At 70.5% G+C, this 26,130-nt stretch carries 23 protein-coding genes and 2 tRNA genes; 7 read left to right on the top strand and 18 right to left on the bottom strand.

From position 1 onward, the window contains the following. The first annotated feature begins 3 nt into the window (after positions 1 to 3). Positions 4 to 594, top strand: coding sequence for a response regulator (locus tag OG707_RS11545; protein ID WP_329117140.1), 591 nt, complete (start codon positions 4 to 6; stop codon positions 592 to 594). 42 nt (positions 595 to 636) lie between these two features. Here OG707_RS11545 and OG707_RS11550 read toward each other — a convergent pair whose 3' ends face one another. From OG707_RS11550 to lepA, 4 genes are all read right to left on the bottom strand, one after another. After that, positions 637 to 2,517, bottom strand: a complete 1,881-nt coding sequence (locus OG707_RS11550; RefSeq protein ID WP_329117142.1) for an AMP-dependent synthetase/ligase — start codon at positions 2,515 to 2,517, stop codon at positions 637 to 639. 167 nt (positions 2,518 to 2,684) lie between these two features. Then, the gene (locus OG707_RS11555) at positions 2,685 to 3,014 is read right to left on the bottom strand and encodes a hypothetical protein (protein WP_329117143.1); all 330 of its coding nucleotides are present in this window, start codon (positions 3,012 to 3,014) and stop codon (positions 2,685 to 2,687) included. A 192-nt stretch (positions 3,015 to 3,206) separates the two neighbouring features. Continuing rightward, positions 3,207 to 3,515 carry a hypothetical protein gene (locus OG707_RS11560; RefSeq protein ID WP_329117144.1) on the bottom strand — a complete coding sequence of 103 codons (309 nt, stop codon included), beginning with the start codon at positions 3,513 to 3,515 and terminating at the stop codon, positions 3,207 to 3,209. A gap of 253 nt (positions 3,516 to 3,768) precedes the next feature. Then, entirely contained in the window at positions 3,769 to 5,634 is a 1,866-nt protein-coding gene (lepA, locus tag OG707_RS11565) for a translation elongation factor 4 (RefSeq protein WP_329117145.1), read from the bottom strand. A gap of 374 nt (positions 5,635 to 6,008) precedes the next feature. On the opposite strand from lepA, the gene rpsT reads away from it, so the two are divergent. After that, positions 6,009 to 6,275, top strand: coding sequence for a 30S ribosomal protein S20 (gene rpsT, locus OG707_RS11570; RefSeq protein ID WP_329117146.1), 267 nt, complete (start codon positions 6,009 to 6,011; stop codon positions 6,273 to 6,275). Between the two features lie 189 nt (positions 6,276 to 6,464). Here the strand turns inward: rpsT and holA are convergent, their stop codons facing one another. Further along, a complete protein-coding gene (gene holA / locus OG707_RS11575) occupies positions 6,465 to 7,457 on the bottom strand; it encodes a DNA polymerase III subunit delta (protein ID WP_329117147.1) in 993 nt (330 codons plus the stop codon). 57 nt (positions 7,458 to 7,514) lie between these two features. On the opposite strand from holA, the gene OG707_RS11580 reads away from it, so the two are divergent. Further along, positions 7,515 to 7,763 carry a hypothetical protein gene (locus OG707_RS11580; protein ID WP_329127736.1) on the top strand — a complete coding sequence of 83 codons (249 nt, stop codon included), beginning with the start codon at positions 7,515 to 7,517 and terminating at the stop codon, positions 7,761 to 7,763. Between the two features lie 10 nt (positions 7,764 to 7,773). On the opposite strand, the gene OG707_RS11585 is transcribed toward OG707_RS11580, so the two are convergent. The 7 genes from OG707_RS11585 to leuS all read right to left on the bottom strand — a co-directional run bounded on the left by OG707_RS11585 (position 7,774) and on the right by leuS (position 17,716). Next, complete coding sequence (locus OG707_RS11585; RefSeq protein ID WP_329117148.1) at positions 7,774 to 8,661, bottom strand: YceI family protein; 888 nt, start codon at positions 8,659 to 8,661, stop codon at positions 7,774 to 7,776. Positions 8,662 to 8,751: 90 nt separating this feature from the next. Then, a complete protein-coding gene (locus OG707_RS11590; RefSeq protein ID WP_329117150.1) occupies positions 8,752 to 9,564 on the bottom strand; it encodes an arylamine N-acetyltransferase family protein in 813 nt (270 codons plus the stop codon). A 50-nt stretch (positions 9,565 to 9,614) separates the two neighbouring features. After that, a complete protein-coding gene (locus OG707_RS11595; RefSeq protein WP_329117152.1) occupies positions 9,615 to 12,056 on the bottom strand; it encodes a ComEC/Rec2 family competence protein in 2,442 nt (813 codons plus the stop codon). Further along, complete coding sequence (locus OG707_RS11600; RefSeq protein ID WP_329117154.1) at positions 12,053 to 12,991, bottom strand: ComEA family DNA-binding protein; 939 nt, start codon at positions 12,989 to 12,991, stop codon at positions 12,053 to 12,055. Before OG707_RS11600 ends, OG707_RS11595 begins: the two co-directional genes overlap by 4 nt. Before the next feature lie 102 nt (positions 12,992 to 13,093). Next, the gene (locus OG707_RS11605; RefSeq protein WP_329117156.1) at positions 13,094 to 13,939 is read right to left on the bottom strand and encodes a DegV family protein; all 846 of its coding nucleotides are present in this window, start codon (positions 13,937 to 13,939) and stop codon (positions 13,094 to 13,096) included. Positions 13,940 to 14,032: 93 nt separating this feature from the next. Then, positions 14,033 to 14,719 carry a hypothetical protein gene (locus OG707_RS11610; RefSeq protein WP_329117158.1) on the bottom strand — a complete coding sequence of 229 codons (687 nt, stop codon included), beginning with the start codon at positions 14,717 to 14,719 and terminating at the stop codon, positions 14,033 to 14,035. A 126-nt stretch (positions 14,720 to 14,845) separates the two neighbouring features. Further along, entirely contained in the window at positions 14,846 to 17,716 is a 2,871-nt protein-coding gene (gene leuS, locus OG707_RS11615) for a leucine--tRNA ligase (RefSeq protein WP_329117160.1), read from the bottom strand. A 329-nt stretch (positions 17,717 to 18,045) separates the two neighbouring features. Between leuS and OG707_RS11620 the strand changes: the two genes are divergently transcribed. Both OG707_RS11620 and OG707_RS11625 read left to right on the top strand, forming a co-directional pair. Then, complete coding sequence (locus OG707_RS11620; protein ID WP_329117162.1) at positions 18,046 to 18,993, top strand: hypothetical protein; 948 nt, start codon at positions 18,046 to 18,048, stop codon at positions 18,991 to 18,993. Further along, positions 18,990 to 20,570 carry a ferredoxin gene (locus OG707_RS11625; protein WP_329117164.1) on the top strand — a complete coding sequence of 527 codons (1,581 nt, stop codon included), beginning with the start codon at positions 18,990 to 18,992 and terminating at the stop codon, positions 20,568 to 20,570. The genes OG707_RS11620 and OG707_RS11625 overlap by 4 nt, the downstream gene beginning before the upstream one ends. A 56-nt stretch (positions 20,571 to 20,626) precedes the next feature. On the opposite strand, the gene OG707_RS11630 is transcribed toward OG707_RS11625, so the two are convergent. Further along, positions 20,627 to 20,699 (bottom strand) — tRNA-Ala (locus OG707_RS11630). Between the two features lie 106 nt (positions 20,700 to 20,805). Here OG707_RS11630 and OG707_RS11635 point away from each other — a divergent pair. Continuing rightward, complete coding sequence (locus OG707_RS11635; protein WP_329117166.1) at positions 20,806 to 21,960, top strand: glycosyltransferase 87 family protein; 1,155 nt, start codon at positions 20,806 to 20,808, stop codon at positions 21,958 to 21,960. Here the strand turns inward: OG707_RS11635 and OG707_RS11640 are convergent. Together OG707_RS11640 and OG707_RS11645 are read right to left on the bottom strand one after the other, a co-directional pair. Further along, on the bottom strand, positions 21,929 to 22,162 hold the full coding sequence (locus OG707_RS11640; protein WP_024494568.1) for a hypothetical protein: 234 nt from the start codon (positions 22,160 to 22,162) through the stop codon (positions 21,929 to 21,931). The genes OG707_RS11635 and OG707_RS11640 overlap by 32 nt on opposite strands. A gap of 190 nt (positions 22,163 to 22,352) precedes the next feature. Beyond that, the gene (locus OG707_RS11645) at positions 22,353 to 23,789 is read right to left on the bottom strand and encodes an MFS transporter (protein ID WP_329117168.1); all 1,437 of its coding nucleotides are present in this window, start codon (positions 23,787 to 23,789) and stop codon (positions 22,353 to 22,355) included. Between the two features lie 111 nt (positions 23,790 to 23,900). On the opposite strand from OG707_RS11645, the gene OG707_RS11650 reads away from it, so the two are divergent. Continuing rightward, entirely contained in the window at positions 23,901 to 24,752 is an 852-nt protein-coding gene (locus OG707_RS11650; protein WP_329117178.1) for a helix-turn-helix transcriptional regulator, read from the top strand. Between the two features lie 46 nt (positions 24,753 to 24,798). Here OG707_RS11650 and OG707_RS11655 read toward each other — a convergent pair. The 3 genes from OG707_RS11655 to rsfS all read right to left on the bottom strand — a co-directional run bounded on the left by OG707_RS11655 (position 24,799) and on the right by rsfS (position 26,074). Continuing rightward, a tRNA-Ala gene (locus OG707_RS11655) sits at positions 24,799 to 24,871 on the bottom strand. 91 nt (positions 24,872 to 24,962) lie between these two features. Further along, a complete protein-coding gene (locus OG707_RS11660) occupies positions 24,963 to 25,625 on the bottom strand; it encodes a histidine phosphatase family protein (protein ID WP_329127738.1) in 663 nt (220 codons plus the stop codon). Further along, entirely contained in the window at positions 25,622 to 26,074 is a 453-nt protein-coding gene (gene rsfS / locus OG707_RS11665; protein WP_329117180.1) for a ribosome silencing factor, read from the bottom strand. Before rsfS ends, OG707_RS11660 begins: the two co-directional genes overlap by 4 nt. Positions 26,075 to 26,130 lie beyond the last annotated feature (56 nt).

The following is a 26,130-nucleotide window of genomic DNA, read 5'->3' on the forward strand; positions in this document are numbered from 1 at the left end:
AGCATGACCACAGAGGCACCGACCGCGAACGACCGTGCGAGCATCCTTCTCGTCGACGACATGGAGGACAACCTCATCGCGCTCGAGGCGGTCCTCGGTTCCCTCAACGAACCGTTGGTACGGGCACGTTCGGGCGAGGAAGCGATGAAGGCCCTGCTGCGACAGAGCTTCGCGGTGGTGCTCCTCGACGTCCGGATGCCCGGCATGGACGGCTTCGAGACGGCGTCCAACATCAAGCGGCTCGACCAGACCAAGGACACCCCGATCATCTTCCTGACCGGGTCCGAGGGCGACGGCGGCTATGCCTTCCGGGGGTACGCCACCGGGGCCGCCGACTTCCTGACGAAACCTTTCGACCCCTGGGTACTGCGAGCCAAGGTGAACGTCTTCATCGATCTGCACCGCAAGAACCGCCAGTTGGAGCGGATGCTGGCCCAGGAGCAGAAGCAGCTGGGCCAGTTCGCGGAGCGCCTGTCGGCGGTCGAGAGTGAACTGGCCCACGGAGAAGAAGAGCGCGACGTCCGGGAACTGCGCCAGCAGCTCACCAGGATGGAGGAGATCCTCGCGGAGATGCGGCGCGGCCGCACGAACTGAACGGGGGTCCGGGGGCGCGAGCCCCCGAATCCTCCGCCGTTCCTACGCCTCGCGCGACCCCGCGTACATCTCCTCGATGAGCGCCCCGTACTCGCGCTCGACGACCGGCCGCTTCAGCTTCAGGCTGGGCGTCAGCTCGCCGTGCTCGATGTCCAGGTCACGCGGCAGCAGACGGAACTTCTTGATGGTCTGCCAGCGCTGCAGGCCCTCGTTGAGCCGCTTCACATAGCCCTCGATCAGCGCCTGGGTCTCGGGCGCCGCCACGACGTCGGCGTAGCTCTTCCCGTCGAGCCCGTTCTCCTCGGCCCAGCCCAGGATCGTCGGCTCGTCGAGCGAGATGAGCGCGGTGCAGAAATTGCGGTCGGCGCCGTGCACCAGGATGTTGGAGACGAACGGGCACACCGCCTTGAACTGGCCCTCGACCTCGGCCGGTGCGATGTACTTGCCGCCCGACGTCTTGATCAGGTCCTTCTTGCGGTCGGTGATCCTCAAGTACCCGTCCGCGGACAGCTCCCCGATGTCCCCGGTGTGGAACCACCCGTCGGACTCCAGGACTTCGGTGGTCTTCTCCGGTAGCCCGTGGTAGCCCTGCATGATGCCGGGGCCGCGCAGCAGGATCTCGCCGTCGTCGGCGATCCGCACCTCGGTGCCGGGCAGCGGCTTGCCGACCGTACCGGTGCGGTACGCCTCGCCCGGGTTGACGAAGCTGGCCGCGCTGGACTCGGTCAGTCCGTACCCCTCGAGGATGTGGATCCCCGCGCCGGCGAAGAAGTAGCCGATGTCGGGTGCGAGGGCCGCTGAACCCGAGATGCAGGCGCGCAGATTCCCGCCGAACGCCTCGCGGATCTTGGAGTACACGAGCGCGTCGGCGACCTTGTGCTTGGCCGAAAGCCCGAAGGGGGCACTGGCGTTGCCCGTGCGTCGGAAGTTGTCCTGGGTGACCTTCGCGTACTCGCGCGCGACGTCGGCCGCCCACTGGAAGATCTTGTACTTGGCGCCGCCGCCGGCGCGCGCCTTGGCCGCGACCCCGTTGTAGACCTTCTCGAAGATCCGCGGCACGGCGGCCATGTAAGTCGGCTGTACCACGGGCAAGTTCTCGATGATCTTGTCCACGCGCCCGTCCACGGCGGTGACATGACCGACCTCGATCTGCCCCGAGGTCAGCACCTTCCCGAAGACGTGCGCCAACGGCAGCCAGAGGTACTGCACATCCTCCTGGCCGATGAGACCGGTCGCGGCGATCGCCTTCGCCATGTACGACCAGTTGTCGTGCGGCAGCCGTACGCCCTTGGGCTTGCCCGTGGTCCCCGAGGTGTAGATCAGCGTCGCCAGCTGGTCGGCCTCGATGGCCTTGATCCGCTCCTGGACCGCGTCGGGGTTCTTCTCCAGGTATGCCGCTCCGCGGGCCTCGAGCTCGGCGAGGGTGATCACCCAACCGCTCTCGTCCGCCTCGACGCCCTGCGCGTCGATGACGACGACATGGGCGAGCTCCGGAAGATCGGCCCGCCGCTCCCGCGCCTTCGCCAGCTGCACGGCGTCCTCGGCGATCAGCACCCGGCTGCCGGAGTCGGAGAGGATGAACGCCGACTCCTCCGCATTGGTCGAGGGGTAGATCGTGGTGGTCGCGGCACCCGCGCACATCACGCCGAGGTCCGCGAGGATCCACTCGACGCGGGTGCTCGCGGCGAGCGCGACCCGGTCCTCGCTCTGCAGCCCGAGATCGACGAGCCCCGCGGCAATGGCGTACACCCGCGTGGCGGCCTGCCCCCAGCTCAGCGACTTCCATTCGTCCGCGCCCGCACCCGGGGCGGCCGGCACCGGATAACGGTAGGCCTCCGCGTCCGGTGTATCGGCCACGCGCTGGGTGAAGAGGGTCGCCACGGAAGGCGGTCGGTTCTCGATCATTGTCTGTGTGTCGCTCACGACGTCGTCCTCCGGGCCCGCGGCAGCTCTGCGCGACTGGCTGGTATTTAACTGGCGAGTAACTAGTGATCAGAGTAGAGCGCCGGGGTCCGCCACGTAAGAGGGGGGTTCATAACGAACGGGCCCCCGCGCCGCAGCGCAGGGGCCCGTTCGCTGGTGGGGCCGGGTCAGAGACCGTGGGCCGCCGCGCCCACGGACGCCAGGAGGTCGGCCGCGATGTCGAGGCCGAGGTTGACATCGGTGTCGACGTTGACGCCGACGGCAGCCGTCTCCTTGTGCTTGCCGTGGCCCTTGTCGTGGCCGTGGCCCGCCTTGCCGCCGACGGTGGTGTCGCTGACGGCACCGATGTTGAGCAGGCTGCCGACGCTGACGCCGACGGTGTCGTGGCTGCTGACGGCCGGACCGTCGTCGGCGGAAGCCGATGCGGCACCCGCACCCACGAGCAGAGCAGCGGCGAGAACGGTACCGGCACAACGGGCAATTACGCTGGGATTCATGTTTGTTGCCTCCTTTGAACAGGATCGGTAACCCGAATTCCAGGAACGTAACGCAGAAGATTCGACTTCACTCATCAAACACCCGGAAAGCCCATTAAACAGATAAAAGCGGGCCCGGTGCAATGCACCGGGCCCGCTTTGAATTCACTCTGCCGCGGCTCGAGGAAGCGGCAGGGCGGTGAATCCGGGAGATCAGCCGCCGATCGGCAGGCCACCCATCATCGGGGCGGCAGCGCCGTTGGCCGAACCGACCACGGACTTCGCAGCGGTGTTCTGGTTGGCCTTGAGCTTGTCGGTCGCCTTGGTCACGGCACCGATGACGGCGTCGATGTTGACGTTCGGCTTCTTGACAACGTTCTTCGAGACCGTCGAGCTGTCGACCAGGGCGTCGGCAGCCGGGGCACCCGGGATGTTGTCGACGCCGTCGGCGAAGGCCGGCGTGGCAACGCCGAGGGCCATCATGGAGCCGGCAACAACAGCAGCAGCCTTGGTGTAGTTCACTTCAGGATCCCTTTCTGAAGCGGCGTCCGTCACGGTCACGACCGTCGTGCCGCCCGAGCGTCTTGCTGGCCGCTCGGAACACCGCTTTCAGTATTCGTAACGGAGGGACCTGGTCAGCGGAAACTATTAATCCCGGGCTTTTTTGGCGATCACCCAAATGCACGCAGAAGCTTTTCCAATCCTCACACAACCGCAAAAAGCGCCCGTCCGTGTCCGGAGGGCGCTTTTGCGGGGGTATTGAAGAACGGTGGTCCTACTTCTTCTTGCCCCCGGAGTCGTCGCTGGAGAGGACCGAGATGAAGGCTTCCTGCGGGACCTCCACGCTGCCGACCATCTTCATCCGCTTCTTGCCCTCCTTCTGCTTCTCGAGCAGCTTCCGCTTACGGGAGATGTCACCGCCGTAGCACTTGGCGAGGACGTCCTTGCGGATGGCGCGGATGGTCTCGCGGGCGATGACGCGGGAGCCGATCGCGGCCTGGATGGGGATCTCGAAGGCCTGGCGCGGGATGAGCTTCTGCAGCTTGGCCACGAGGCGCACCCCGTACGCGTAGGCCGCGTCCTTGTGCGTGACGGCGGAGAAGGCGTCGACCTTGTCGCCGTGCAGCAGGATGTCGACCTTGACCAGGCTGGCGGCCTCCTCGCCGGTGGGCTCGTAGTCCAGGGACGCGTAACCGCGGGTCTTGGACTTCAACTGGTCGAAGAAGTCGAAGACGATCTCCGCGAGGGGCAGCGTGTAGCGGATCTCGACGCGGTCCTCGGAGAGGTAGTCCATGCCGAGGAGCGTGCCGCGGCGGGTCTGGCAGAGCTCCATGATCGCGCCGATGAACTCGCTGGGGGCCAGGATCGTGGCCCGTACGACCGGCTCGTAGACGTCCGAGATCTTGCCCTCGGGGAACTCGCTCGGGTTGGTGACCGTGTGCTCGGCCCCGTCCTCCATGACGACGCGGTAGACCACGTTGGGGGCGGTCGCGATCAGGTCGAGCCCGAACTCGCGTTCCAGGCGCTCGCGGATCACGTCGAGGTGGAGCAGGCCGAGGAAGCCGACGCGGAAGCCGAAGCCCAGGGCCGCGGAGGTCTCCGGCTCGTAGACCAGGGCCGCGTCGTTGAGCTGGAGCTTGTCGAGGGCCTCGCGCAGGTCGGGGTATTCCGAGCCGTCCAGCGGATACAGACCCGAGAAGACCATCGGCTTCGGGTCCTTGTAACCGCCCAGGGCCTCGGTGGCGCCGTTGTGCAGGGAGGTGATGGTGTCACCGACCTTGGACTGCCGTACGTCCTTCACGCCGGTGATGATGTAGCCCACCTCGCCGACGCCGATGCCGTCGGAGGGGGTCATCTCGGGGGACGAGACGCCGATCTCCAGGAGCTCGTGGGTGGCGCCGGTGGACATCATGCGGATGCGCTCGCGCTTGTTGAGCTGACCGTCGACGACACGGACGTAGGTGACGACACCGCGGTACGAGTCGTAGACCGAGTCGAAGATCATCGCGCGGGCGGGGGCGTCCACGACGCCGACCGGGGCCGGGACGTCCTTGACGACGCGGTCCAGCAGCGCCTCCACACCCATGCCCGTCTTGGCCGAGACCTTGAGCACGTCCTCGGGCTGGCAGCCGATGAGGTTGGCCAGCTCCTCGGAGAACTTCTCGGGCTGGGCCGCGGGAAGGTCGATCTTGTTGAGCACCGGGACGATGGTGAGGTCGTTCTCCATCGCCAGGTAGAGGTTGGCGAGGGTCTGCGCCTCGATGCCCTGGGCGGCGTCGACGAGCAGGACCGTGCCCTCACAGGCGGCGAGCGAACGCGAGACCTCGTACGTGAAGTCCACGTGGCCAGGGGTGTCGATCATGTTCAGGACATGGGTCTTGCCCGTGCCCTCGCCCGTGGTGGGCGCCCAGGGCAGACGGACCGCCTGGGACTTGATCGTGATGCCGCGCTCGCGCTCGATGTCCATACGGTCGAGGTACTGAGCACGCATCTGCCGCGAGTCGACGACCCCGGTCAGCTGAAGCATCCGGTCGGCGAGCGTGGACTTGCCGTGGTCGATGTGCGCGATGATGCAGAAGTTGCGGATCAGCGCCGGGTCGGTACGGCTCGGCTCGGGCACGTGGGTAGGAGTCGCGGGCACGCAGGGTCTCGTCTCGGACGGTGGGTGGGCAATCGATACGTGTAGGGGATGTCCGGCGGATCATGCCTGGGTCGCGCCGGTCTGGCACGCACATCTGCGGCGTTGTCGTCGGTTGCCAACGCTCCGCGTTGTCGCCCTCCTCCGCCTTGCAGCTGCACGCACCAGACCACCGCTCACCAGCAGCGAAAGGATCAAGGCGTACCAGGAACGGCCTGATCCGCCGGACATCCCCTAGCCCCCATCGTCCCACGATTGGCGACCAGGGCCCGGTTTGGGCTGGTAGAGGGACGACTGGTACCGTGGACAGCTGTGCCTGGTGTCCTTGCGGACTCTGGGCGCTCATCGAAAATCATCGAACCTGCAAAGGCTCTTTCGTGGCGAACATCAAGTCCCAGATCAAGCGCAACAAGACGAACGAGAAGGCGCGCCTGCGCAACAAGGCCGTCAAGTCCTCGCTCAAGACCGCGATCCGCAAGGCCCGTGAGGCCGCTGCCGCGGGCGACGTCGAGAAGGCCACTGTTGCCGCTCGTGAGGCGTCGCAGAAGCTCGACAAGGCTGTCAGCAAGGGTGTTCTGCACAAGAACGCCGCTGCCAACAAGAAGTCGGCCATCGCCAAGCGCGTTGCCGGTATCTCTGCCTGATCCAGCACCACCCTGCCGGCCCGGACCCAGCGGCCCCTCTACCGCTCCGGACCGACAACCCCGCGCCGCACACGGCCTGCGTTCGCCACGCGGGTGCGGCGCACCAAGCTTGTACGACGAGGCCCCGTTGCCGCCCTTCCCCAGGGCGGAGAGCGGGGCCTTCGTCGTGTGCCGGTCTCGCGGTAGCGGCTAGCGGCCGGCGGGCCGGCGGGCCGCCCGGGCCACCGCGACGACCGCCTTCTCCAGGGCGTACTCGGGGTCGTCCCCCCCGCCCTTCACCCCGGCATCCGCCTCGGCCACCGCCTTGAGCGCGTCCGCGACTCCGTCGGGGGTCCAGCCCCGCATCTGCTGTCTGACCCGGTCGATCTTCCACGGCGGCATCCCCAGCTCGCGCGCCAGGTCCGCCGGGCGGCCGCCCCGGGCCGAGGAGAGCTTGCCGATGGCCCGTACGCCCTGCGCCAGGGCGCTGGTGATCAGCACGGGCGCGACCCCGGTCGACAGCGACCAGCGCAGTGCCTCCAGGGCGTCGGCCGCGCGGCCTTCCACGGCCCGGTCGGCGACGGTGAAGCTGGAGGCCTCGGCGCGGCCCGTGTAGTACCGGCCGACCACCGCTTCGTCGATCGTCCCCTCGACGTCGGAGCAGAGCTGGGAGGCGGCGCTGGCGAGCTCGCGCAGATCGCTGCCGATCGAGTCGACCAGGGCCTGGCAGGCCTCGGGGGTGGCCGAGCGGCCCAGGGTGCGGAATTCGGAGCGTACGAACGTGAGGCGCTCGGCCGGCTTCGTCGTCTTCGGGCAGGCGACCTCACGGGCCCCGGCCTTGCGCGCGGCGTCCAGGAGACCCTTGCCCTTGGCACCGCCGGCGTGGAGGAGGACCAGGGTGATCTCCTCGGCGGGGGCGTCCAGATACCCCTTGACGTCCTTGATCGTGTCCGCGGAGAGGTCCTGGGCGTTGCGGACGACGACGACCTTGCGCTCGGAGAAGAGCGAGGGGCTGGTCAGCTCGGCGAGCGTGCCGGGCTGCAGCTGGTCGGGGGTGAGGTCGCGTACGTCCGTATCGGCGTCGGCGGCGCGGGCGGCCGCCACCACCTGCTGCACGGCGCGGTCGAGGAGCAGGTCCTCCTGCCCCACGGCGAGGGTGACGGGGGCGAGCGGATCGTCGGTCGAACTCTTTCTGGTGGCCATCGCGGTCCAGCATCCCACGGGGCACTGACAGTCCCGTACGTGACAGAGAATGGGCAGGTGAGCGACGTACGACGACATGTGCTGGTGCTGCCCGACCGGGATGCGGCCGAGGAGGCGGCGGGCGAGCTCGCCGACCGGTTCGGGGTCGGCGAGGAGCCTCAGCTGGTGCGCGACGCACTGGCCGGCGAGGACGACGCCGAGGACGCGCAGTGGCTGCTCGTGGTCGAGGATCCGGCCGGGCGCCTCGACCCCGCGGCGCTCGACGAGTTCGCCGCGGAGTACGAGGGCTGGCTCGAGGCCCCTTAGAGGGTGTGCCTCAGCCGGACTTCTTCACGATCTGGATGTCCAGGTCGATGGTGATGCTGTTGCCGACCACCGCGATGCCGCGGGCCAGCATGGTCTGCCAGCTGACCGTGAAGTCCTCGCGGTGCAGTTCGGTGGTGGCGCGGCAGGCTGCGCGGGTCTCGCCCTCCATGCCGTTGCCGATGCCCAGGTACTGGGTCTCCAGGGTGACCGTACGGCTGACGCCGTGCAGGGTGAGCGCCCCGGTCACGCCCCAGCGGCTTCCGCCGCGGTGGATGAAGCGGTCGCTGTAGAACTCGAGCGTCGGGAAGCGCGCCACGTCGAGGAAGTCGCCCGAGCGCAGATGGTCGTCGCGCATCTGGACGTTGGTGTCGATGGACGCCGCGTCGATGATGACGTGCATCGCGGAGTTCTCCATCCGGTCCGCGATGCGGATGGCTCCGGCGAAGGTGTTGAACCTGCCGTGGATGCGGGCGAGCCCGATGTGGCGGGCGGTGAAGGCGATCTGGGTGTGCATCGGCTCGATCTCCCAGTCGCCGGGCTCGGGGAGGACGGGCGGCGGGGTGATCTGGAGGGTGACGTCGCCGAGGCCCGAATGGCCGCCCTCGGTGACGGTGACGTTCGCGTGGTACGGGGTGAAGCCCTCGGCGGTGACCGCCAGCCGGTACTCGCCGGCCGGGACGGTCGCCATGACGCTGCCGAAGGGGTCGGTCTCACCGCCGACGACCTTGCGGCCGACGCTGTCGGTGAGCACGAACTCGGCCTGCTGCACCGGCTCGTTGACCGGGTCGAGGACACGACAGCTGAGGACGCCCGCCCTGGGCGGGATCTGCAGGCCCCCGAAGAGGCCGCCGCCACGTGTCACTTCGTTCGAACGCTTGCCCAGCAGTCGACTGAACACCTTCACACTCCCCCGGCATCGCACCATCCATTACCGAAGATGCATTCGATCACTGGTGGGGCGTTCGGGGCAAACAGAGGCGCTTCCGCCCTAGTCGTACTGGACGGTAATCTTCCGCACAGTAGGGACGCTTCCGAGCACGAGACCGAAGTGGTCGCGGTAGGCGGCCAGGATCTCGGCGTCGGACCCCAGATGCTCCTCGTGGCGCTCCCCGTCCACGGTGGTGACCAGCTTGTCGCCGCTGAGGGTGATGCGGCCGTCCTCGGTGAGCCGGGAGCAGACCAGGGACCGGGTGAAGTGCGAGGCGGGCGAGGTCCGGTTGAACCAGGCCCCCACCTCGAACTCCTCCAGTTCGCGCGGGTGCAGATCGATGCGGTACTGCGGCTTCCCGTCGCGGTGGACGTCGAGGTCGCCCCGGGGACCGTCCTCGACGGTGAACCGGCCGCCGGGGTCCTCCTGTTCACGGTCGGTGCCGAGCGCGAGCGGATAGTGGCTGTGGTCGCCGAAGCCGACGTCGACGAGCCAGGGCCCTCCACTGTCCGTGCCCACCTTCAGGGCGAGATGGTCGAACGGGATGCCCAGCTTGCCGTCGGACCCGTACACCCGGGCCTGCAGCAGCGAGACCCGGAAGCCGAGCGCCCTCAGCAACACCGCGAAGGCGCCGTTGAGTTCGTAGCAGAAGCCGCCCCGCCGGGCGCCCACGATCTTGTCGAGCAGGGGCTGGTCGGCGAGCACGATGTCCTCGCCGAGATGGATGGAGAGGTTCTCGAACGGGACGGCCCGCAGATGCTTCCGGTGCAGTACGCGCAGGAAGTCGGCGTCCGCCTGCGGATGACGGACCGCGTCGATCCGGTCCAGGTAGGCGTCGATCTGCTGGGTGCTCGGAGGCTGCGGGGTGTCCATGGGCCAAGTCTCGCCCGGCGGCACCGTGACGCGCCATGGGCCAGGGCCGGTCAGCGGCCCGCGGGTATCGCGGTCAGGGACGGCTCGGGCCCCGTCACGGCGATCGCCCCGTCCCGGTCCGTGCGGAGCACCACGGCGCCCTCCGCACGCAGCGCGTCGACCGTACGGGGCGAGGGATGTCCGTACGGGTTGTCCTCACCGCAGGAAATGAGCGCGAGCCGGGGGTGCACGGCGCGTATCAGGGCGGGGTCCTGGTACGCCGATCCATGGTGGGCGACCTTCAGTACGTCGACGGGCGGGAACGCGGGGTAGCTGCGCAACAGGCCTTCCTGGGCCGGGGGTTCGAGGTCTCCGAGCAGCAGCAGGGTCAGGCCCGCGGTGCGCACGAAGAGGGTGACGCTGGCGTCGTTGGGCCCGTCGGGCAGAGGGGCCGGTGGAGCCGGCGGCCAGAGCACCTGCCAGTCGAGCGGGCCGATCCTGCGTCGCTCCCCCGGGGCCGCGCGGGCGACGGGCACATGGGCCGCAGCGGCTGTCCTGCGGACGAACACGCTCTGGTCCTGCGGGTCCTGGAGCGTGCTCGTCTCGATCAGACCGACGGACCGGCCGCGCAGGACACCGGGCAGGCCCGCCACGTGGTCGGCGTGGAAGTGGGTGAGGAGCAGGAGCGGGATGCGGGTGATGCCGAGTTCCCGCAGACAGCGGTCGACCAGGCGGGGTTCGGGTCCGGTGTCGATCACCACCGCGGTCCCGTCGCCCGCGGCCAGAACCGTGGCGTCGCCCTGGTCCACGTCGCACATCGCGAATCTCCAGCCGGGTGGCGGCCAGCCGGTGACGATCCGCGTGAGCGGGGCCGGGCGCAGGACCGCGAGCACCAGCAGGAGCGCACAGACGGCGCCGAGCCAGACGTGACGGCGCAGCCCACGGGCGGCGAACAGCACTGCGACGGTGGCCGCGGCGAGCAGCAGCGCACCTCCCCATCCGCCCGGCCACCGCATCTCGGCACCAGGAAGGGAGGCCCCCTTGCGCGCCACGGAAGCGATCCACCCCGCGGGCCACCCCGCACAACGGGCCAGCAGTTCGGCGACCGGCATGGCCACGGGGGCCGCCGCCAGCGCGGCGAAGCCGAGGACGGTCGCCGGGCCCACCGCGAGTTCCGCGAGGAGATTGCAGGGGACGGCGACGAGACCGACCCGGGAGGCCAGTACGACGATGACGGGTGCGCAGACCGCTTGCGCGGCGGCGGCCGCGGCCAGCACCTCGGCGAGGCGGGGCGGGACCCGGCGGCGCTGCAGCGCGTCGCTCCAGTGCGGGGCGAGGACGAGGAGGGCGCCGGTGGCCAGCACGGAGAGCAGGAACCCGTAACTCCGGGCCAGCCAGGGGTCGTACAGCACCAGCAGCAGTACGGCGGCGGCCAGCGCGGGGATCAGGGAGCGGCGGCGCCCCGTGCCGATGGCGAGCAGCGTGACCAGACCGCAGGCCGCGGCCCGCAGCACGCTGGGGTCGGGACGGCAGACGGTCACGAAGGCGAGGGTCAGCGCCCCGCCGAGCATCGCGGTGGTGCGCAAGGAGATGCCCAGCCTCGGGGCGAGGCCGCCGCGTTCGGCCCGCAGGGCTCTGCCGGGTGGTCCGATCAGGAGGGCGAGGACAAGGGTGAGGTTGGAGCCGGACACGGCGAGGAGATGGGTGAGGTCGGTGGTCCGGAAGGCGTCCTCCAGGTCCGGCGGGATCCGGGAGGTGTCCCCGACGACCAGCCCCGGCAGCAGGGCGCGCGCATCGGGGGCCAGCCCTTCACTGGCGGTACGCAGCCCGGCGCGGAGGTCTCCGGCCGTGCGCTGGAGGGCTGTTGGGGCCCCGATGATCCGCGGCGGCTCGTCACCCGGGACGCGGAGCACGGCGGCGATGCGGTCGCCGTCACGGAGCGGGGGCGCGAGGCGGCCGGTCAGCCGCAGCCGGGTCGAGGCCAACAGCCCCTGCCAGCCGCCGGCATGGGCGATGACCAGGACCGGCGTGCGGACGGCAGAGGCCGCACCGTCCCGTGTCCGTACGCGCGTCACCTCGGCGCCGACGACGACCGAGGCGGCGGTCGCCCGGTCCCCGCGGACCCGGGGCCGGGTGGGCCGGGGATCCGACGTCACGGTCAACTCGGCGTCGACCTGGGCGTACTGGCGGGCCAGAGCAGGGACGGGCCCCCGGCGCACATCGGCCCCTTGCAGCCCGCCGGAGGCCGCCCCTGCTGCCGCGCAGAGCAGGGCGGCCGCGACGACGGTGGAACGGACCGGCACTCGGCGGAACGCCAACACCGCCCCCGCACCGCAGACCGTCGCCACGACCGCGGTGACGGCCCACCACCCCGGGGCCGCCACCATCAGGGCCGCCGCCGCCCAGGCCGCCAGGGCCGGGGGTACGAGGCGGTAGTCGCCGGGGCCCTCCTGGCGCGGGTCCGAGGCGCCCAGGCGGTGGGCCGACGCGGTGTGGACGGCGGGGCGGGTCATGGCCGTACAAGGGGCTGCAGGTCGCTGAACCGGCGGTCGCCGATCCCGTTCACCTCGCGCAGTTCGTCCACGGAGCGGAAACCGCCGTGCTCGGTGCGGTACTCGACGATGTGCTGGGCCAGTACGGGACCCACCCCCGGCAGCGTCTCCAGCTGCTCGGCGGTGGCGGAGTTGAGGCTCACCGGGCCGGACGGGGCGCCCTGTGCACCTCCCCCGGCCGCCCCCGGTGCGGTGGCCCCTTGCGGTGCCGGACCGCCCACGACCACCAGTTCGCCGTCCATCAGCAGCCGCGCCCGGTTCAGCCCGGACGCATCCACCGAGCCCTTGATCCCGCCCGCCGCGCGCAGCGCGTCGGCGACCCGTGATCCCGCCGGCAGCCGGTGGATGCCCGGGTGCCGGACCTTGCCGCTCACATCGACGACGATCTGGCTGCTGCCCTGCGGTTCCTTCGGAGCGGGACCGGGCGACGGCTGCGGCTGAAGCTGGGGCTGCGTTTCCGCCGCGGCCCGGCGGCCGCCCACCACTTCAGGGGCCCGTACGGCCTGGGGGCGCCCGGTCCAGAAGTGCTGGACGGCGAAGCCCACGGCCAGGATCAGTACGACGCCGAGCGCGGCCAGGGTCTTCGGCGCCAGTCCGCAGCGCGCCTGCACCCACACCGGCAGCCGCTCCCGCAGGGCGGCCCACGGACGCGTAGTGCCCTCCGCGACAGGTACATCGGGCGCGGCCCGGTCAGGGCCCCGCACAGGAGGAGGCGGGGAAAAAGACAGCGGCGGCGGGGATCCCGCGCGGGGGAAGAGCGCCTCCGCCCGGCCCCGCATGGCCAGTTGGGATGCGTACACCCGGTGCCTGCGCCGGCTCCGTACACCGCGGGCGCGGCCGTCGGAGGCCGGCGCACGGCCCGGGCCGCTGGTTGCTGAATGTGATCGAAGTGCCATGGCAGAAGACCGTAGGCACCCAGGAGCAAGCCCGCTGATCATGGTCAATTCCGGTGGAAAACCCGGCGATTGTGGAAAATCCCGCCACCCACACGGGTGAGATCAGCGGTACGAAACCACGGCCGCGAGCAGTCCGGGCCCCGTGTGCGCGCCGATCACCGCACCCACCTCGCTGACATGCAGATCGACCAGCCCGGGCACCCGCTCGCGCAGCCGCTCCGCGAGCGCGGCCGCCCGGTCGGGGGCCGCGAGGTGGTGCACCGCGATGTCCACGGGCGCCGTCCCCGCCCGGTCCGCGGCGATCTCCTCGAGCCTGGCAATGGCCTTCGAGGCCGTACGTACCTTCTCCAGCGGCTCGATGCGGCCGCCGTTGAGCTCCAGCAGCGGCTTCACCGCGAGGGCCGAGCCGAGCAGCGCCTGGGCCGCTCCGATCCGCCCGCCGCGCCGCAGATAGTCCAGGGTGTCCACGTAGAAGTACGCGAAGGTGCCCCCTGCGCGCTTCTCCGCCGCGGCCACCGCCTCGTCCAGGGAGCCGCCCGCATCGGCGACGTCGGCGGCGGCGAGCGCGCAGAAGCCGAGCGCCATCGCGACCATGCCGGTGTCGACCACCCGGACCGGCACGGGGGCGTTCCGGGCGGCCAGCACGGCCGCGTCGTAGGTGCCGGAGAACTCCGACGAGAGATGGAGGGAGATGATCGACTCCGCCCCGGCCTCGGCGGCCGCACGGTAGGCGGCAGCGAACACCTCGGGGCTCGGCCGGGACGTGGTCACCGAGCGCCGCTTCTGCAGCGCCTGTGCGAGCGAACGCGCCGAGATCTCCGTGCCCTCCTCGAGGGCCTGGTCCCCGAGGACCACCGTCAGCGGCACCGCGGTGATACCGCGCTGCATCATCGTCTGCGGCGGCAGGTAGGCCGTTGAATCGGTGACGATCGCGACATGGCGGGACATGAGCGGGAGGTTACCCGCAGGGGGCGCCCCACGGCAGTGCGGACCGTCACAGTGATCCACTCCGGGGACGCTTCAGAACTGCTCAGGTGGTGCTCAGGTGGTGCTTTCGGGGCGCGCGGTCTTCTGCCACGGATAGTTCGTGAACGGCTGATTCCGGTCACGTCCGGTGATCGCCTGGGGCTGCGCGTCCCTCGGATCCTCGGCCTGCGCAGGCGCGGCCTCTCCCTCCGGCTCCGCCAAAGTCCAGTGCCGCAGCGCCCCCGCCTCCACGTCGATCTGCGCGTTCAGCGCCGCCAGATCGTCGTCGGCGAACTTCCGCGCCCGGTCCCTGGCCGCCCACCGCAGCGACTCCGCGGAGTGCGTGATCCGTTCCGTACGCTCGCGGAGCTCGGGCATCCGCTCACCGAGCCGCGCCTTGTCCGGGTCGCGCTCCAGCCGCCTGAGCTCCTCGTCCAGTTCGTGCCCGTGCGCACTGAGTCGTACGAAGAGACCGAGCGACTCCTGGAGCGTGGGGTCCTCGGTCACGGCCGCCTGGAGCGCGTCCTGCGTCGCCCGCATCGACGTGCGCAGCGAGAGCCTGAGCTGCGAGAGCTCGCCCGCGACGCCCGGCTGTCCGTAACTCTTCGCCCGCAGCGTGGTGTCCTCGACGGTCCGGCGGGCCTGCGTGACCGTGCGCTCGACGCCCCGCTTCGCGGCGCCGACCACCTTCACGGTCACAAACACCCCCGTCGCCACAAAGACAACAAAGAGCAGCGCCAAGATCGCGATGACGGCTTCCATGGGCGCCCCTCGGCTAGTGGTTTCGCGTCCCTCCACGGTAAACGGAACAGGCAGGCCGAGGGTTCCATCGGAACCCCCAACCTGCCCGTAGGGGAAAGCCCTGAAGCTTCGGAAGCCTCGGATTCCTCAGCCGGTGACGATGTTGACCAGCTTCGGCGCCCGCACGATCACCTTGCGGATCGCGGCACCGCCCAGCGCGGCCACGACACCGGGATCGGCCAGCGCCAGCTTCTCCAGCTCCTCGTCGGTGATCGACGGCGAGATCTCCAGGCGCGCCTTGACCTTGCCCTTGATCTGCACGACGCAGGTCACGGTCTCGTCCACGACGTACGCCGGGTCCGCCACCGGGAAGTCCTGGTGCACCACGGACTCGCTGTGGCCCAGCTTGCGCCACAGCTCCTCGGCGATGTGCGGAGCCAGCGGCGCGATCAGCAGCACCAGTTGCTCGGCGACCGTACGGGGCAGCGGGCCGCCCGCCTTGGTCAGGTGGTTGTTCAGCTCGGTGACCTTGGCGATGGCGGTGTTGAAGCGCAGCCCCGTCATGTCCTGCCCGGCGCCGTCGATGGCCTTGTGCAGGGCACGCAGCGTGTCCTCGTCGGCCTCCGCGTCGACGACCGTGACCTCGCCCGTCGCCTCGTCGACGACATTGCGCCACAGGCGCTGCAGCAGCCGGTACTGACCGACGACGGCACGCGTGTCCCACGGACGCGAGACGTCCAGGGGGCCCATCGCCATCTCGTACAGACGCAGGGTGTCCGCGCCGTACTCACCGCAGATCTCGTCCGGAGTGACCGCGTTCTTCAGGGACTTGCCCATCTTGCCCAGGACGCGGCTGACCTTCTCGCCCTCGTAGAAGAACGCGCCGTCGCGCTCCTCGACCTCGGCGGCCGGCACCGCGATGCCGCGGCTGTCGCGGTAGACGAAGGCCTGGATCATGCCCTGGTTGTACAGCTTGTGGAAGGGCTCCACGGACGAGATGTGGCCCAGGTCGTGCAGCACCTTGGACCAGAACCGCGCGTACAGCAGGTGCAGTACGGCGTGCTCGGCACCGCCGACGTACAGGTCGACGCCGCCGTGCGGCTGCCCCTCGCGCGGGCCCATCCAGTACTGCTCGACCGCCGGGTCGACCAGCTTCTCGCTGTTGCGCGGGTCCAGATAGCGCAGCTCGTACCAGCAGGAACCGGCCCAGTTGGGCATGGTGTTGGTCTCGCGCCGGTACTTCTTCGGGCCGTCGCCCAGGTCCAGGGTGACGTTCACCCAGTCCTCGTTGCGCGACAGCGGCGGCTCCGGGACGGTGTCCGCGTCGTCGGCGTCGAAGGTGCGCGGCGAGTAGTCCTCGACCTCGGGCAGCTCCAGCGGCAGCATCGACTCGGGCAGCGAGTGGGCGATGCCGTCCTCGTCGTAGACGATCGGGAAGGGCTCGCCCCAGTAGCGCTGGCGGCTGAACAGCCAGTCGCGCAGCCGGAAGTTGACCGTGCCCTCGCCGATCGAGCGCGCGGCCAGCCAGTCGGTGATCTTCGCCTTGGCGTCGACGACGCCCAGGCCGTCCAGCGAGATCTCGTCGTTGGCGGAGTTGACCAGCTTGGCGTCGTACGAGGCGAAGGCATCGTCCCAGACGGAAGCGTCCGTGCCGCGCTCGTCCGACGGCTCGACGACGCACCGCATCGGCAGCTCGAAGGCGCGCGCGAACGCGAAGTCGCGGGTGTCGTGCGCCGGTACGGCCATGATCGCGCCGGTGCCGTAGCCCATCAGCACGTAGTCGGCGATGAAGACCGGGACCTGCTCGCCGCTGACCGGGTTCGTCGCGTACGCGCCGGTGAAGACGCCGGTCTTCTCCTTGGCGTCGGCCTGCCGCTCGACGTCGGACTTGGAGGCGGCGAAGGCGCGGTACTTGGCGACGGCCTCGGCCGGGGTCGCGTGCCCGCCCGTCCACACGTCGTGGGTGCCCTCGGGCCAGGCGGCCGGAACGATGGAGTCGACCAGCTCGTGCTCGGGGGCCAGCACCATGTAGGTGGCGCCGAACAGGGTGTCCTGGCGGGTGGTGAAGACGGTGATCGCGTCGGTGTCGGTCACCTGGAAGTCGACGCGCGCGCCCTCGGAGCGGCCGATCCAGTTCCGCTGCTGCAGCTTGATCGCCTCGGGCCAGTCCAGCCCGTCCAGGTCGTCCAGCAGGCGGTCCGCGTAGGCGGTGATCCGCATGTTCCACTGGCGCAGCTTCGCCTTGAAGACGGGGAAGTTGCCGCGCTCGGAGCGGCCGTCGGCGGTCACTTCCTCGTTGGCCAGTACGGTGCCCAGGCCCGGGCACCAGTTGACCGGTGCGTCCGAGGCGTACGCCAGCCGGTACTCGCTCAGCACGTCGGCGCGCTCAGCGGCGCTCAGCGCACTCCAGGAGCGCCCGCCGGAGACCGCGCGCTCCCCGCTCTCGAACTGCGCCACCAGCTCCGTGATCGGCCGCGCGGTCTTCGCCTCGGTGTCGTACCAGGAGTTGAAGATCTGGACGAAGATCCACTGGGTCCACTTGTAGTAGTCCGGGTCGATCGTCGCGAACGAGCGGCGCTTGTCGTGGCCCAGGCCCAGCCGGCGCAGCTGGACCTTCATGTTCTCCATGTTGGCCTCGGTGGAGACCCGCGGGTGCGTCCCGGTCTGTACCGCGTACTGCTCGGCGGGCAGGCCGAAGGCGTCGAAGCCCAGCGTGTGCAGCACGTTGTGGCCGGTCATGCGCTGGTGGCGGGCGTAGACATCGGTGGCGATGTAGCCCAGCGGGTGTCCGACGTGCAGGCCCGCACCGGAGGGGTACGGGAACATGTCCATGATGAACTTCTTGGGCTTCGCGGCCAGGACGGGGTCCCCGCCCAGCTCGCCGTCGCCCGGGTTCGGCGCCTCGTAGGTGCCGTCGGCGTCCCAGAAGTCCTGCCAGCGTGCCTCGATGTCGGCCGCCATGGCAGCCGTGTAGCGGTGGGCGTCGGCCGCCTCGGCGGCAGCGGAATTCTCGCTCATGATCCTCAAAGCTCCATCGATCGTCTCTGCCAGCGCCTGCTTCTCCAGGAAATGAAAAAACCCCTCACACAGGAGGGGTCGCCGCACCGACTTGGTTCCTCGTCAGTGCGGCTCGCTAAGCAGAAGGCGTACGGCACGCATGGCGTCAGGGTACCGCAGGCCCCGCGCGGCCCGCACAGGCGTATCGCGGGGGCGAGGTTACCCCGCGTACCGGCCCCTTATGGGGCAAGCGTCCAAACGCCGTACTGCCCGGTACGCAGCGAGCTAGCGTGCCGCAACGGGACTGCATTGCCGAAACGAAACATTCGGAACCTCTGGAGTCGCCTCCCATGAACGCCCACACCCCCCGCCGCATCCTCCCCGTCGCGTTACTCCTCCTCGTCCCCCTGCTCGCCGTGGCAGGGAGTGACGAGGTCCGTGCCGCACTCGACTTCACCACCGGCGTCCTCACCCTGGTCTCGCTCTCCGCAGCCGTCGTCTGGGGACTGATCGCCACCGACCGGCTTCTGCTCTCCTCCCGGCAGCGCCTGGTCGCCCAGGCCGTCCACCGCACCGTCTCGGTGGCCTCGATCGTCTTTCTCCTCCTCCACATCACGGTCAAGATCGCGCTCGGGCATACGGGCCTGATCGGCGCCCTCGTCCCCTTCGGCCTCGGCTTCAGAGGTACGGCGGGACTGATCGGCCTCGGCTCGCTCGCCGCGTATCTCATGATCACCGCGGCCGCGACGGGCGCCCTGCGCAGCGCCTTCGCCGCCCCCGGGGGGATCGCGGTCCGCTGGCGCGCGCTGCACATGCTGGCCTATCCGGCCTGGTGCACGGGGCTTCTTCACGGCCTGTACGCGGGCCGGCCGCCCAAGACCTGGGTGATCGTGCTGTACGCCCTTTCGCTGACCGCCGTCGCGGGCGCGCTCTCGCTGCGTACGCTGCCCCGCCGCACCCGGCGCCGTATCGCCGACCGCATCACCGCCGCGACCAGGCCCGCACCTCCGGCCCCGGAACCGCGTCCGGCCCCGGAACCGCCGCCCGCCACCGAGGCCCCGCCCCCCGCGCAGCCCCGCCGCCCGCCGCCCGCTCCCCCGCGCTACGAGTCCCCCGCGCCCCCCGGGCTCCCCTCCGCCCGCTGGCCCGCCCCCGCCCCGCCGCCGCCCGCGCAGGCACCGCCGTACCACCCCCCGTACGACACCCCTTCCGCGTACGACACCGAACCCCTGCCAGGCCCCTTCCACGCCCCCGCACCCGGCGAGCCCTGGCACACCCCCGCAGGAGACCGCCCATGAACGCCCCCCTCCCCGACGTCCCCGAGGTCCGCGTCGTAGGCCTCCCGCACCTGACCTCCGGCTTCGACCTCGTCGAGCGGCTCGACCTCTCCCTGCACCTCAAGGTGCACGGCCCGCTGAAGCCCCTGTCCGGCGAGCACTTGGCGCAGCTCGCCGACGACATCGTGCTCCGCGGCCGGGGCGGGGCCGGCTTCCCTTTCGGCGAGAAGATGCGGGCGGTCGCCAAGTCCGCGATCCGCCGCGGCGTCCGGCCCGTGATCGTCGTCAACGCCAGCGAGGGCGAACCGGCCTGCCGCAAGGACACCGTGCTGCTCAACCGCGCCCCCCACCTCGTCCTGGACGGCGCCCTCCTCGCCGCCGAGGCCCTCGGCGCCCGCACGCTGGTCGTCGGCCTCACCCGTAACTCCACCGAGGCCTCGATGCGCAAGGCGTTCGCGGAGCGCGGCCTGGCCGACCGCCGCGGCCGCTCGCTGCGCGCCCGGATCGTCCGCACCCCCGAGCGCATGGTCTCCGGCGAGGCGTCCGCCCTGATCCGCGCCATCGACGGCGGCCCCGCCCTGCCGCCGGGACGCCGGACGCGCGCCGCCGAGTCCGGGGTGGGCGGCGCCCCGACGCTGCTCTCGAACGCCGAGACCTTCGCCCAACTCGCCGTCGCCGCACGCATGGGACCCCGGCGCTACGGCCACACCGGCCTCCCCACCGAGCCCGGCACCGTCCTGCTGACCGTCTCCGGTGCGGTCGCCCGCCCGATGGTCGTCGAGGTCCCCACCGGAGTCCCGCTGCGGTACGTCCTCCAGCTGGCCGGCGCCCCACCGCTCCCCCAGGGCGTGCTGACCGGCGGCTACCACGGCAGCTGGCTGGACGCTGTCGCCGCGCATGACGCGACCGTCTCCCGGGCGTCCCTGGCCGCGCTCGGCGGGGCACTGGGCGCAGGCGCGATCCTCCCGATCGGCCCCGAGACCTGCCCGCTCGGCGAGGCGCTGCGGATCGCCAACTGGCTGGCGGCCGAGACCGCGGGCCAGTGCGGCCCCTGCAAACTGGGCCTGCCGGCAGCCGCGGGCGGCCTCTCCGACGTACTGAACGGCGGCGGCCCCGCAGCCCTGGAGGCGCTGCGCGAAGTCACCCAGGCGGTGAAGGGCAGGGGCGCCTGCAAGCACCCCGACGGCTCGGCCCGCTTCCTCGCCTCGACCGTCTCCGCCTTCACCGACGACCTCGCCGCGCATGTGCTCGGTGGCGGCTGCGGCCGCGAGACGCTCGGCGTGCTGCCGCTTCCGGGCCCCGAGGGTTACGCGGAGAAGTCCCTGCCCAGCGGCGAGAAACTGACCGTCGACTGGACGCTCTGCCAGGGCCACGGCCTCTGCGCCGACCTCGTCCCCGAGCTGATCCGGCTCGGCCCCGACGGCTATCCGGCGCTCGCCGACGCCTCCGTACCCGTCCATCTGAGGGGGCGTGCACAGCGCGCCGTGCGCCGGTGCCCGGAGCTCGCGCTACGGATCGAACAACCCCCCGCCGAGCGCACGGACCGCCCCGCGCTCCCCGCCGCGGACCGCAAGGCCCTGGGCAGCGGCCGCAGTTGAAGCGCCTGACGTACGAGAAGAGGGCCACCCGGATCGGGTGGCCCTCTTCTTCACTGTGGAGCTAAGGAGAATTGAACTCCTGACCTCCTGCATGCCATGCAGGCGCTCTACCAACTGAGCTATAGCCCCTCGTTGCGTGCCACTTTCGCGGGTTTCCCCTTCGGCTCCGCCAACATTACACGGTCGTCGCAGGCCGCCAAAATCCTTTGCGGCCCGCCCGGTACTGTCGCCCTTCGTGACCGTGATCGCACTCCCCGTAACACGCCTGCGCTCCCTCCCCGCCGCTGCCACCGTCTGCCTGCTCTCCTTCACGGTCTTCTGGCTGGCGCAGCGCGCCGCCCACGTCTCGATGATCGACCTGATGGTCTACCGGGCCGAGGGCGCGACGGTCCGCGCCGGCCAGGACCTCTACGCGATGCGCACGACCGCGGCCCGCCTCCCCACGACGTATCCGCCGTTCGCAGCCCTGCTGTTCACCCCGCTCACCTTGCTCGGCGTCGGCGAGATGCGCGCACTCGCGACGCTCGCGAACCTCGCCCTGCTCGTGGCGCTGGTCCATCTCTCGCTGCGTCTGGCCGGGCGCGAATCCCTGGAGTCCGCGCTCTGGATCTCGGCGCTCGCCGTGTGGTGCGAACCCGTCTGGACGACCCTGCGCTACGGACAGATCAATCTCCTCCTCGCGGTCGCCGTCCTCTTCGACCTCACCCGCAGGGACGGCCACCGCTGGGCAGGCGCGGCGCTCGGTCTTGCGGCCGCCATCAAGCTCACCCCGGCGTTCTTCGTGCTCTGTCTGCTGCTCGCGGGGGTCGTACGGCGCCCCTGCCGGCGCCCGGCGGCGCTGGCCGTTGCGGTCTTCGCCGGCGCGACCTTCGCGGCCGCGGCCGTCCTTCCGTACGACTCGCGCCGCTTCTGGACGGACGCCGTCTTCACCGCGAGCCGGGTGGGTCATGCGGAGGACACCGCCAACCAGTCGCTTCGCGGGGTCCTGGCGCGCCTTCTGCACACCGGCGATCCGGGGCTGTGGTGGGCGGCCGCAGCCGTTCTGACCGCCGCGGCCGGGCTCGCGGTGGCGGTACGGGCGGAGCTGCGCGGGGAGCGCGCCCAGGCGGTCGTGGCCTGCGCGGCCACCGCTCTGCTCGTCTCGCCGGTCTCCTGGTCGCACCACTGGGTCTGGTGCGTACCGGCGCTGATCCTGCTCGGTACGTACACCCGGGCCGGCGCGGCCGCGGGCTGGCTGCTCTTCTCCAGCTTCGCCCTGTGGTGGGTGCCGCACGGTCCGGCGCGGCCCGAACTCGCCCAGAACTTTGGCCTGATGACGCTGTCGGCGCTCTATCCGACGGCGGCGGCAGCCGTCCTGGTCACGCTGTGGCGAAGGAGTAGAACCGCTTGAGGGTGCAGTGCTCCTCGAGCAGCCGGCCGTAGATCGGCTCGCCCTCGAGCTCCCGGTAGGTCTCGATCGGGTCGCCCTTTATGACGAGCGCCCGCGCGCACTCCTCGCACCAGTACTGGTAGTCGGGGTTGACCGGGTCCATGTCCCTGACGATGGGCGTACCGCTGCCGCACCAGTCGCATTTCCTCCTGTGTGCACCCACGTCAGTTCCAGCTGTGGCCGCAGGCCGTGCACACGTAGGAGATGCCACCGTTGTCACCGAGGACCTGGGCGACATGGACGGAGCCGCAGGACGGGCATGTCAGCTTGCTCGCGGGCATGCGCTCTCCCTCCCCGTCTCGGACCGTCGTCCCCCTCCGGCCGTCCGATTCTGCCATGGCCCCGCAAGGGGGTCAGTGGCGTCGGCGTACCAGTCCGGCCACACCTCCGGCGATCGCGGCGATTGCCAGCGCAATGGTGCATACCCAGAGCGCATCGGCCGACGCGTGCGCCCCCGGCACATCGACCCGGTTGAGGAAGAGCGTGCCGAAGGCCGCGACACCGATCAGCTGTCCGAGCTGGGTGACGGTCGCGAGCAGTCCGCTGGCGTCCGCCGCGTCCTCCGGCCGTACGGTCGAGAGCGCGCCCGCGAAGGTGGGGCTGAAGGCGGCGGAGAGTCCCGCACCGATGCCCGCGTACGCCACGAAGATCCAGGCGCCTCCGTCGCTCCCGTCCTTGAGCACCCAGCCCACGGCCAGGGCGGAGACGGACGTCAGGACGAACCCGGCCGGCACCAGCGACTTGAGCAGGGCGGCAGGCCAGCGCCGCCAGGTCAGCCCGACCGCGCCGAAGACCACCGCGGTCGGCGCGAAGGTCAGTCCGGCACGCAGCGCGCTGTAGCCGAGCCCGCCCTGGATGTGCAGGGTGAGCGCGAAGAGGAAGCCGGAGTTCACCGCCATGACCAGCAGGATGCGTGCCACCGACCGGCCCATGCCGGGAATCCTGAGCACCCTCGGCGCGATCAGCGGTGCGCCGCCGCGGCGGGCGAGGGCGGATTCGTGGGCGAAGAACGCGGCGAAGACGACCACGCTGGCGCCGAGCGAGAACCAGGACCAGAGCGGCCAGTCGAGCTCCTGGCCCAGCACCAGCGGCACGGTCAGCAGGCAGACCGAGGCGGCGAGCAGGACCAGCCCCGGCAGGTCGAGGCTGCGGGCACGCTCCGGCTCCTGACGGCTGTCCTTGGGCAGGACGCGGGCCCCGAGGACGAGAAGCGCCGCACCGATGGGAACGTTCACCAGGAAGACCGGGCGCCAGCTCGCCCCGAAGAGGTCGGCGCTGACGAGCACCCCGCCGACCACCTGGCCCGCGGCGGCACCGACGGCGAGCACCGCGGAGTAGAAACCGAGGGCGCGCATCCGGGCCGGTCCGGTGAAGTTGCGCTGGATGAGCGAGAGCACCTGCGGGATCATCAGGGCCGTGCCCGAGCCCTGGACGAACCGGAAGGCGATCAACTCGCCCGTCCCCTGGGCCAGTCCGCAGGCGAGCGAGGCGAGGGTGAAGAGCGCGAGTCCGCCGAGGTACATCCTGCGGTGGCCCAGCAGGTCACCGAGTCTGGCGCCGGTGATCAGCAACACGGCGTAGGCGATGGAGTATCCGGCGACGATCAGCTGCAACCCGGCGCCGGAGGCGTGCAGTTCGGTACGGATGGTGGGGGCGGCGACATTGACGATGAAGACGTCGAGGAGCGCCATGAACTGGGCCGCGAGGACGACGGCGAGAAGCCATCCGGGCCGTTTGTCAGTGCCAGGGTCTTTACTGAGTACAGGAGTTGTCGGGGTCGTTGTCGTCATGACATCGAGCGTGACGACAATCCGGTACAGGTGGTGAGAGCCCAGTGATGCTGGTACTGACAGCACCTGGCAGCGGAGGGGCTCTGCGCCGACCATGGGGGAGTGACGACGATGGCCGTATCGAAGGACCGCAGGCGGTCGGAGCTGGCCGCGTTCCTGCGCAGCCGCCGGGCCAGGGTGACACCTGCCGATGTCGGCATGCCCGGCGGACTGCGCCGGCGCACCCCCGGACTGCGCCGCGAGGAAGTCGCCCAGCTCTCCGGTGTCGGAGTGACCTGGTACACCTGGCTCGAACAGGGCCGCCCGATCAACGCCTCGGACCAGGTCCTCGACGCCGTGGCGCGTACGCTCCGCCTCGACGACGCCGAGCGCAAGCATCTGTACCAGTTGGCCGGGGTCGCCTTCTGCCCCGACCTGTCGCCGGACGCCCTGGCCGTCGGCCCGGACATCCAGGGCATCATCGACGCCCTCGACCCGCACCCCGCCGTGGTCTACAACGCGCGGTACGACATCCTCGCCACCAACCCCGCCTACCGCGATCTCTTCGACGTCCCGCAGATGCGCGACGCGGCCGTCCAGAACGTGCTGTGGACGCTCTTCACCATCCCGGACGCCCACTGCCCGGTCCTCTTCCGGGAGAAGGAACTGCCGGTGATGGTCGCGACGCTGCGCGCCTCGTACGGCCCCCATGCGGGAGAGCCCGCCTGGGAGACCTTCATCGCCCGCCTCTCGGCCGCCAGCCCGTACTTCGCGGAGCTCTGGCAGAACGGCGACGTGGTTCCGCCTGGCCCGCGAATAAAGACCTTCCGCCACGACGCCGTGGGCGAGATCAGGATGACCTCGGTGTCGCTCTCGATCAACGGGATGCCGGAGTGCCGGATCGTCGCGTACACCCCGAACGACGAGGAGAGCAGCCTGCGTACGAAAACGCTGCGCGACAACAGGGAGAAACTCTGGGCGTAACAGAAGATCCCGGCCCCTTCGATTGAAGGAACCGGGATCTTGATTGTGGAGCTAAGGAGAATTGAACTCCTGACCTCCTGCATGCCATGCAGGCGCTCTACCAACTGAGCTATAGCCCCGCTGTCCGCTGTGTCCTTCGCGTTTCCGCGCTGCGAACAAGAAGAACTTTAGCCTGTGACCAGCCGGAAAGTGAAATCCGCTCGTCCGCGCTCAGTCGTCGTCCCCGAGCACCGGTTCCGGAAGGGTTCCGGCGTTGTGCTCGAGCAGCCGCCAGCCCCGTGCGCCCTCGCCCAGAACCGACCAGCAGCAGTTGGAGAGCCCGCCCAGGCCCTCCCAGTGGTGGGACTCCAGACCGAGCAGCCGGCCGATGGTGGTGCGGATCGTGCCGCCGTGGCTGACCACCACGAGCGTGCCCCCGTCGGGGAGCTTGTCGGCATGGCCGAGCACGACCGGAGCGGCCCGGTCGGCGACCTCGGTCTCCAGCTCGCCGCCGCCCCTGCGGACCGGCTCACCGCGCTTCCACGCGGTGTACTGGTCGCCGAAGCGCGCCACGATCTCCTCGTGGGTCAGCCCCTGCCAGTCGCCCGCGTACGTCTCGCGCAGGGCGGAGTCGTGGGCGATCTCCAGACCCGTGACGGCCGCGAGCTCACCGGCCGTGGCGGCGGCCCGCTTGAGGTCGGAGGCGACGATCGCGTCCGGCTTCAGCGAGGCGAGCAGCCTGGCCGCCCGGTGCGCCTGGGCGACACCGGTCTCGGTCAGCTCGATGTCCGTGCTGCCCTGGAAGCGTCGCTCCAGGTTCCACGCGGTCTGGCCGTGCCGCCACAGGACGATGCGGCGGCCCCGGCTGCGCTGCTGGGTGTCGTCCCCGTTCAGATCAGCTCACCGTCCGTGTCGAGGCCGCTGCCGGGGGCCTGCCCGTTGAGCTTGGCGTGCTCCTCGCCCTTGCCGCGGGTCGCCACGGCGTCCTCGGGGAGGGGCAGCTCGGGGCAGTCCTTCCAGAGGCGCTCGAGGGCGTAGTAGACACGCTCCTCGCTGTGCTGGACGTGGACGACGATGTCGACGTAGTCCAGGAGGATCCAGCGGGCGTCGCGGTCGCCCTCGCGGCGCACCGGCTTGGCGCCGAGCTCCTTGTTGAGGCGCTCCTCGATCTCGTCGACGATCGACTTGACCTGGCGGTCGTTGGGCGCGGAGGCGAGCAGGAAGGCGTCGGTGATCGACAGCACATCGCTGACGTCGTACGCGGTGATGTCGTGCGCGAGCCGGTCGGCGGCCGCCTGAGCGGCGGCGTTGATGAGCTCGATGGAGCGGTCCGTGGCGGTCACAAGCAGGCTTTCGTCGGCGGTCGTGTAGACCTCAAGGGTCTCACGGACCGCCGACG

The organism is Streptomyces sp. NBC_01465 (genome assembly GCF_036227325.1).
Classification (GTDB): Bacteria; Actinomycetota; Actinomycetes; order Streptomycetales; family Streptomycetaceae; genus Streptomyces.

Bases quoted from the DNA above. Each gene is read 5' to 3' on its own strand.
- holA (WP_329117147.1), bottom strand. From the start codon at position 7,457: ATGGCCACCAGAAAGAGTTCGACCGACGATCCGCTCGCCCCCGTCACC.
- leuS (WP_329117160.1), bottom strand. From the start codon at position 17,716: ATGAGCGAGAATTCCGCTGCCGCCGAGGCGGCCGACGCCCACCGCTAC.
- OG707_RS11620 (WP_329117162.1), top strand. From the start codon at position 18,046: ATGAACGCCCACACCCCCCGCCGCATCCTCCCCGTCGCGTTACTCCTC.
- OG707_RS11610 (WP_329117158.1), bottom strand. From the start codon at position 14,719: ATGGAAGCCGTCATCGCGATCTTGGCGCTGCTCTTTGTTGTCTTTGTG.
- OG707_RS11605 (WP_329117156.1), bottom strand. From the start codon at position 13,939: ATGTCCCGCCATGTCGCGATCGTCACCGATTCAACGGCCTACCTGCCG.
- OG707_RS11590 (WP_329117150.1), bottom strand. From the start codon at position 9,564: ATGGACACCCCGCAGCCTCCGAGCACCCAGCAGATCGACGCCTACCTG.
- OG707_RS11545 (WP_329117140.1), top strand. From the start codon at position 4: ATGACCACAGAGGCACCGACCGCGAACGACCGTGCGAGCATCCTTCTC.
- OG707_RS11625 (WP_329117164.1), top strand. From the start codon at position 18,990: ATGAACGCCCCCCTCCCCGACGTCCCCGAGGTCCGCGTCGTAGGCCTC.
- OG707_RS11600 (WP_329117154.1), bottom strand. From the start codon at position 12,991: ATGGCACTTCGATCACATTCAGCAACCAGCGGCCCGGGCCGTGCGCCG.
- OG707_RS11650 (WP_329117178.1), top strand. From the start codon at position 23,901: ATGGCCGTATCGAAGGACCGCAGGCGGTCGGAGCTGGCCGCGTTCCTG.
- OG707_RS11595 (WP_329117152.1), bottom strand. From the start codon at position 12,056: ATGACCCGCCCCGCCGTCCACACCGCGTCGGCCCACCGCCTGGGCGCC.
- OG707_RS11645 (WP_329117168.1), bottom strand. From the start codon at position 23,789: ATGACGACAACGACCCCGACAACTCCTGTACTCAGTAAAGACCCTGGC.
- OG707_RS11555 (WP_329117143.1), bottom strand. From the start codon at position 3,014: ATGAATCCCAGCGTAATTGCCCGTTGTGCCGGTACCGTTCTCGCCGCT.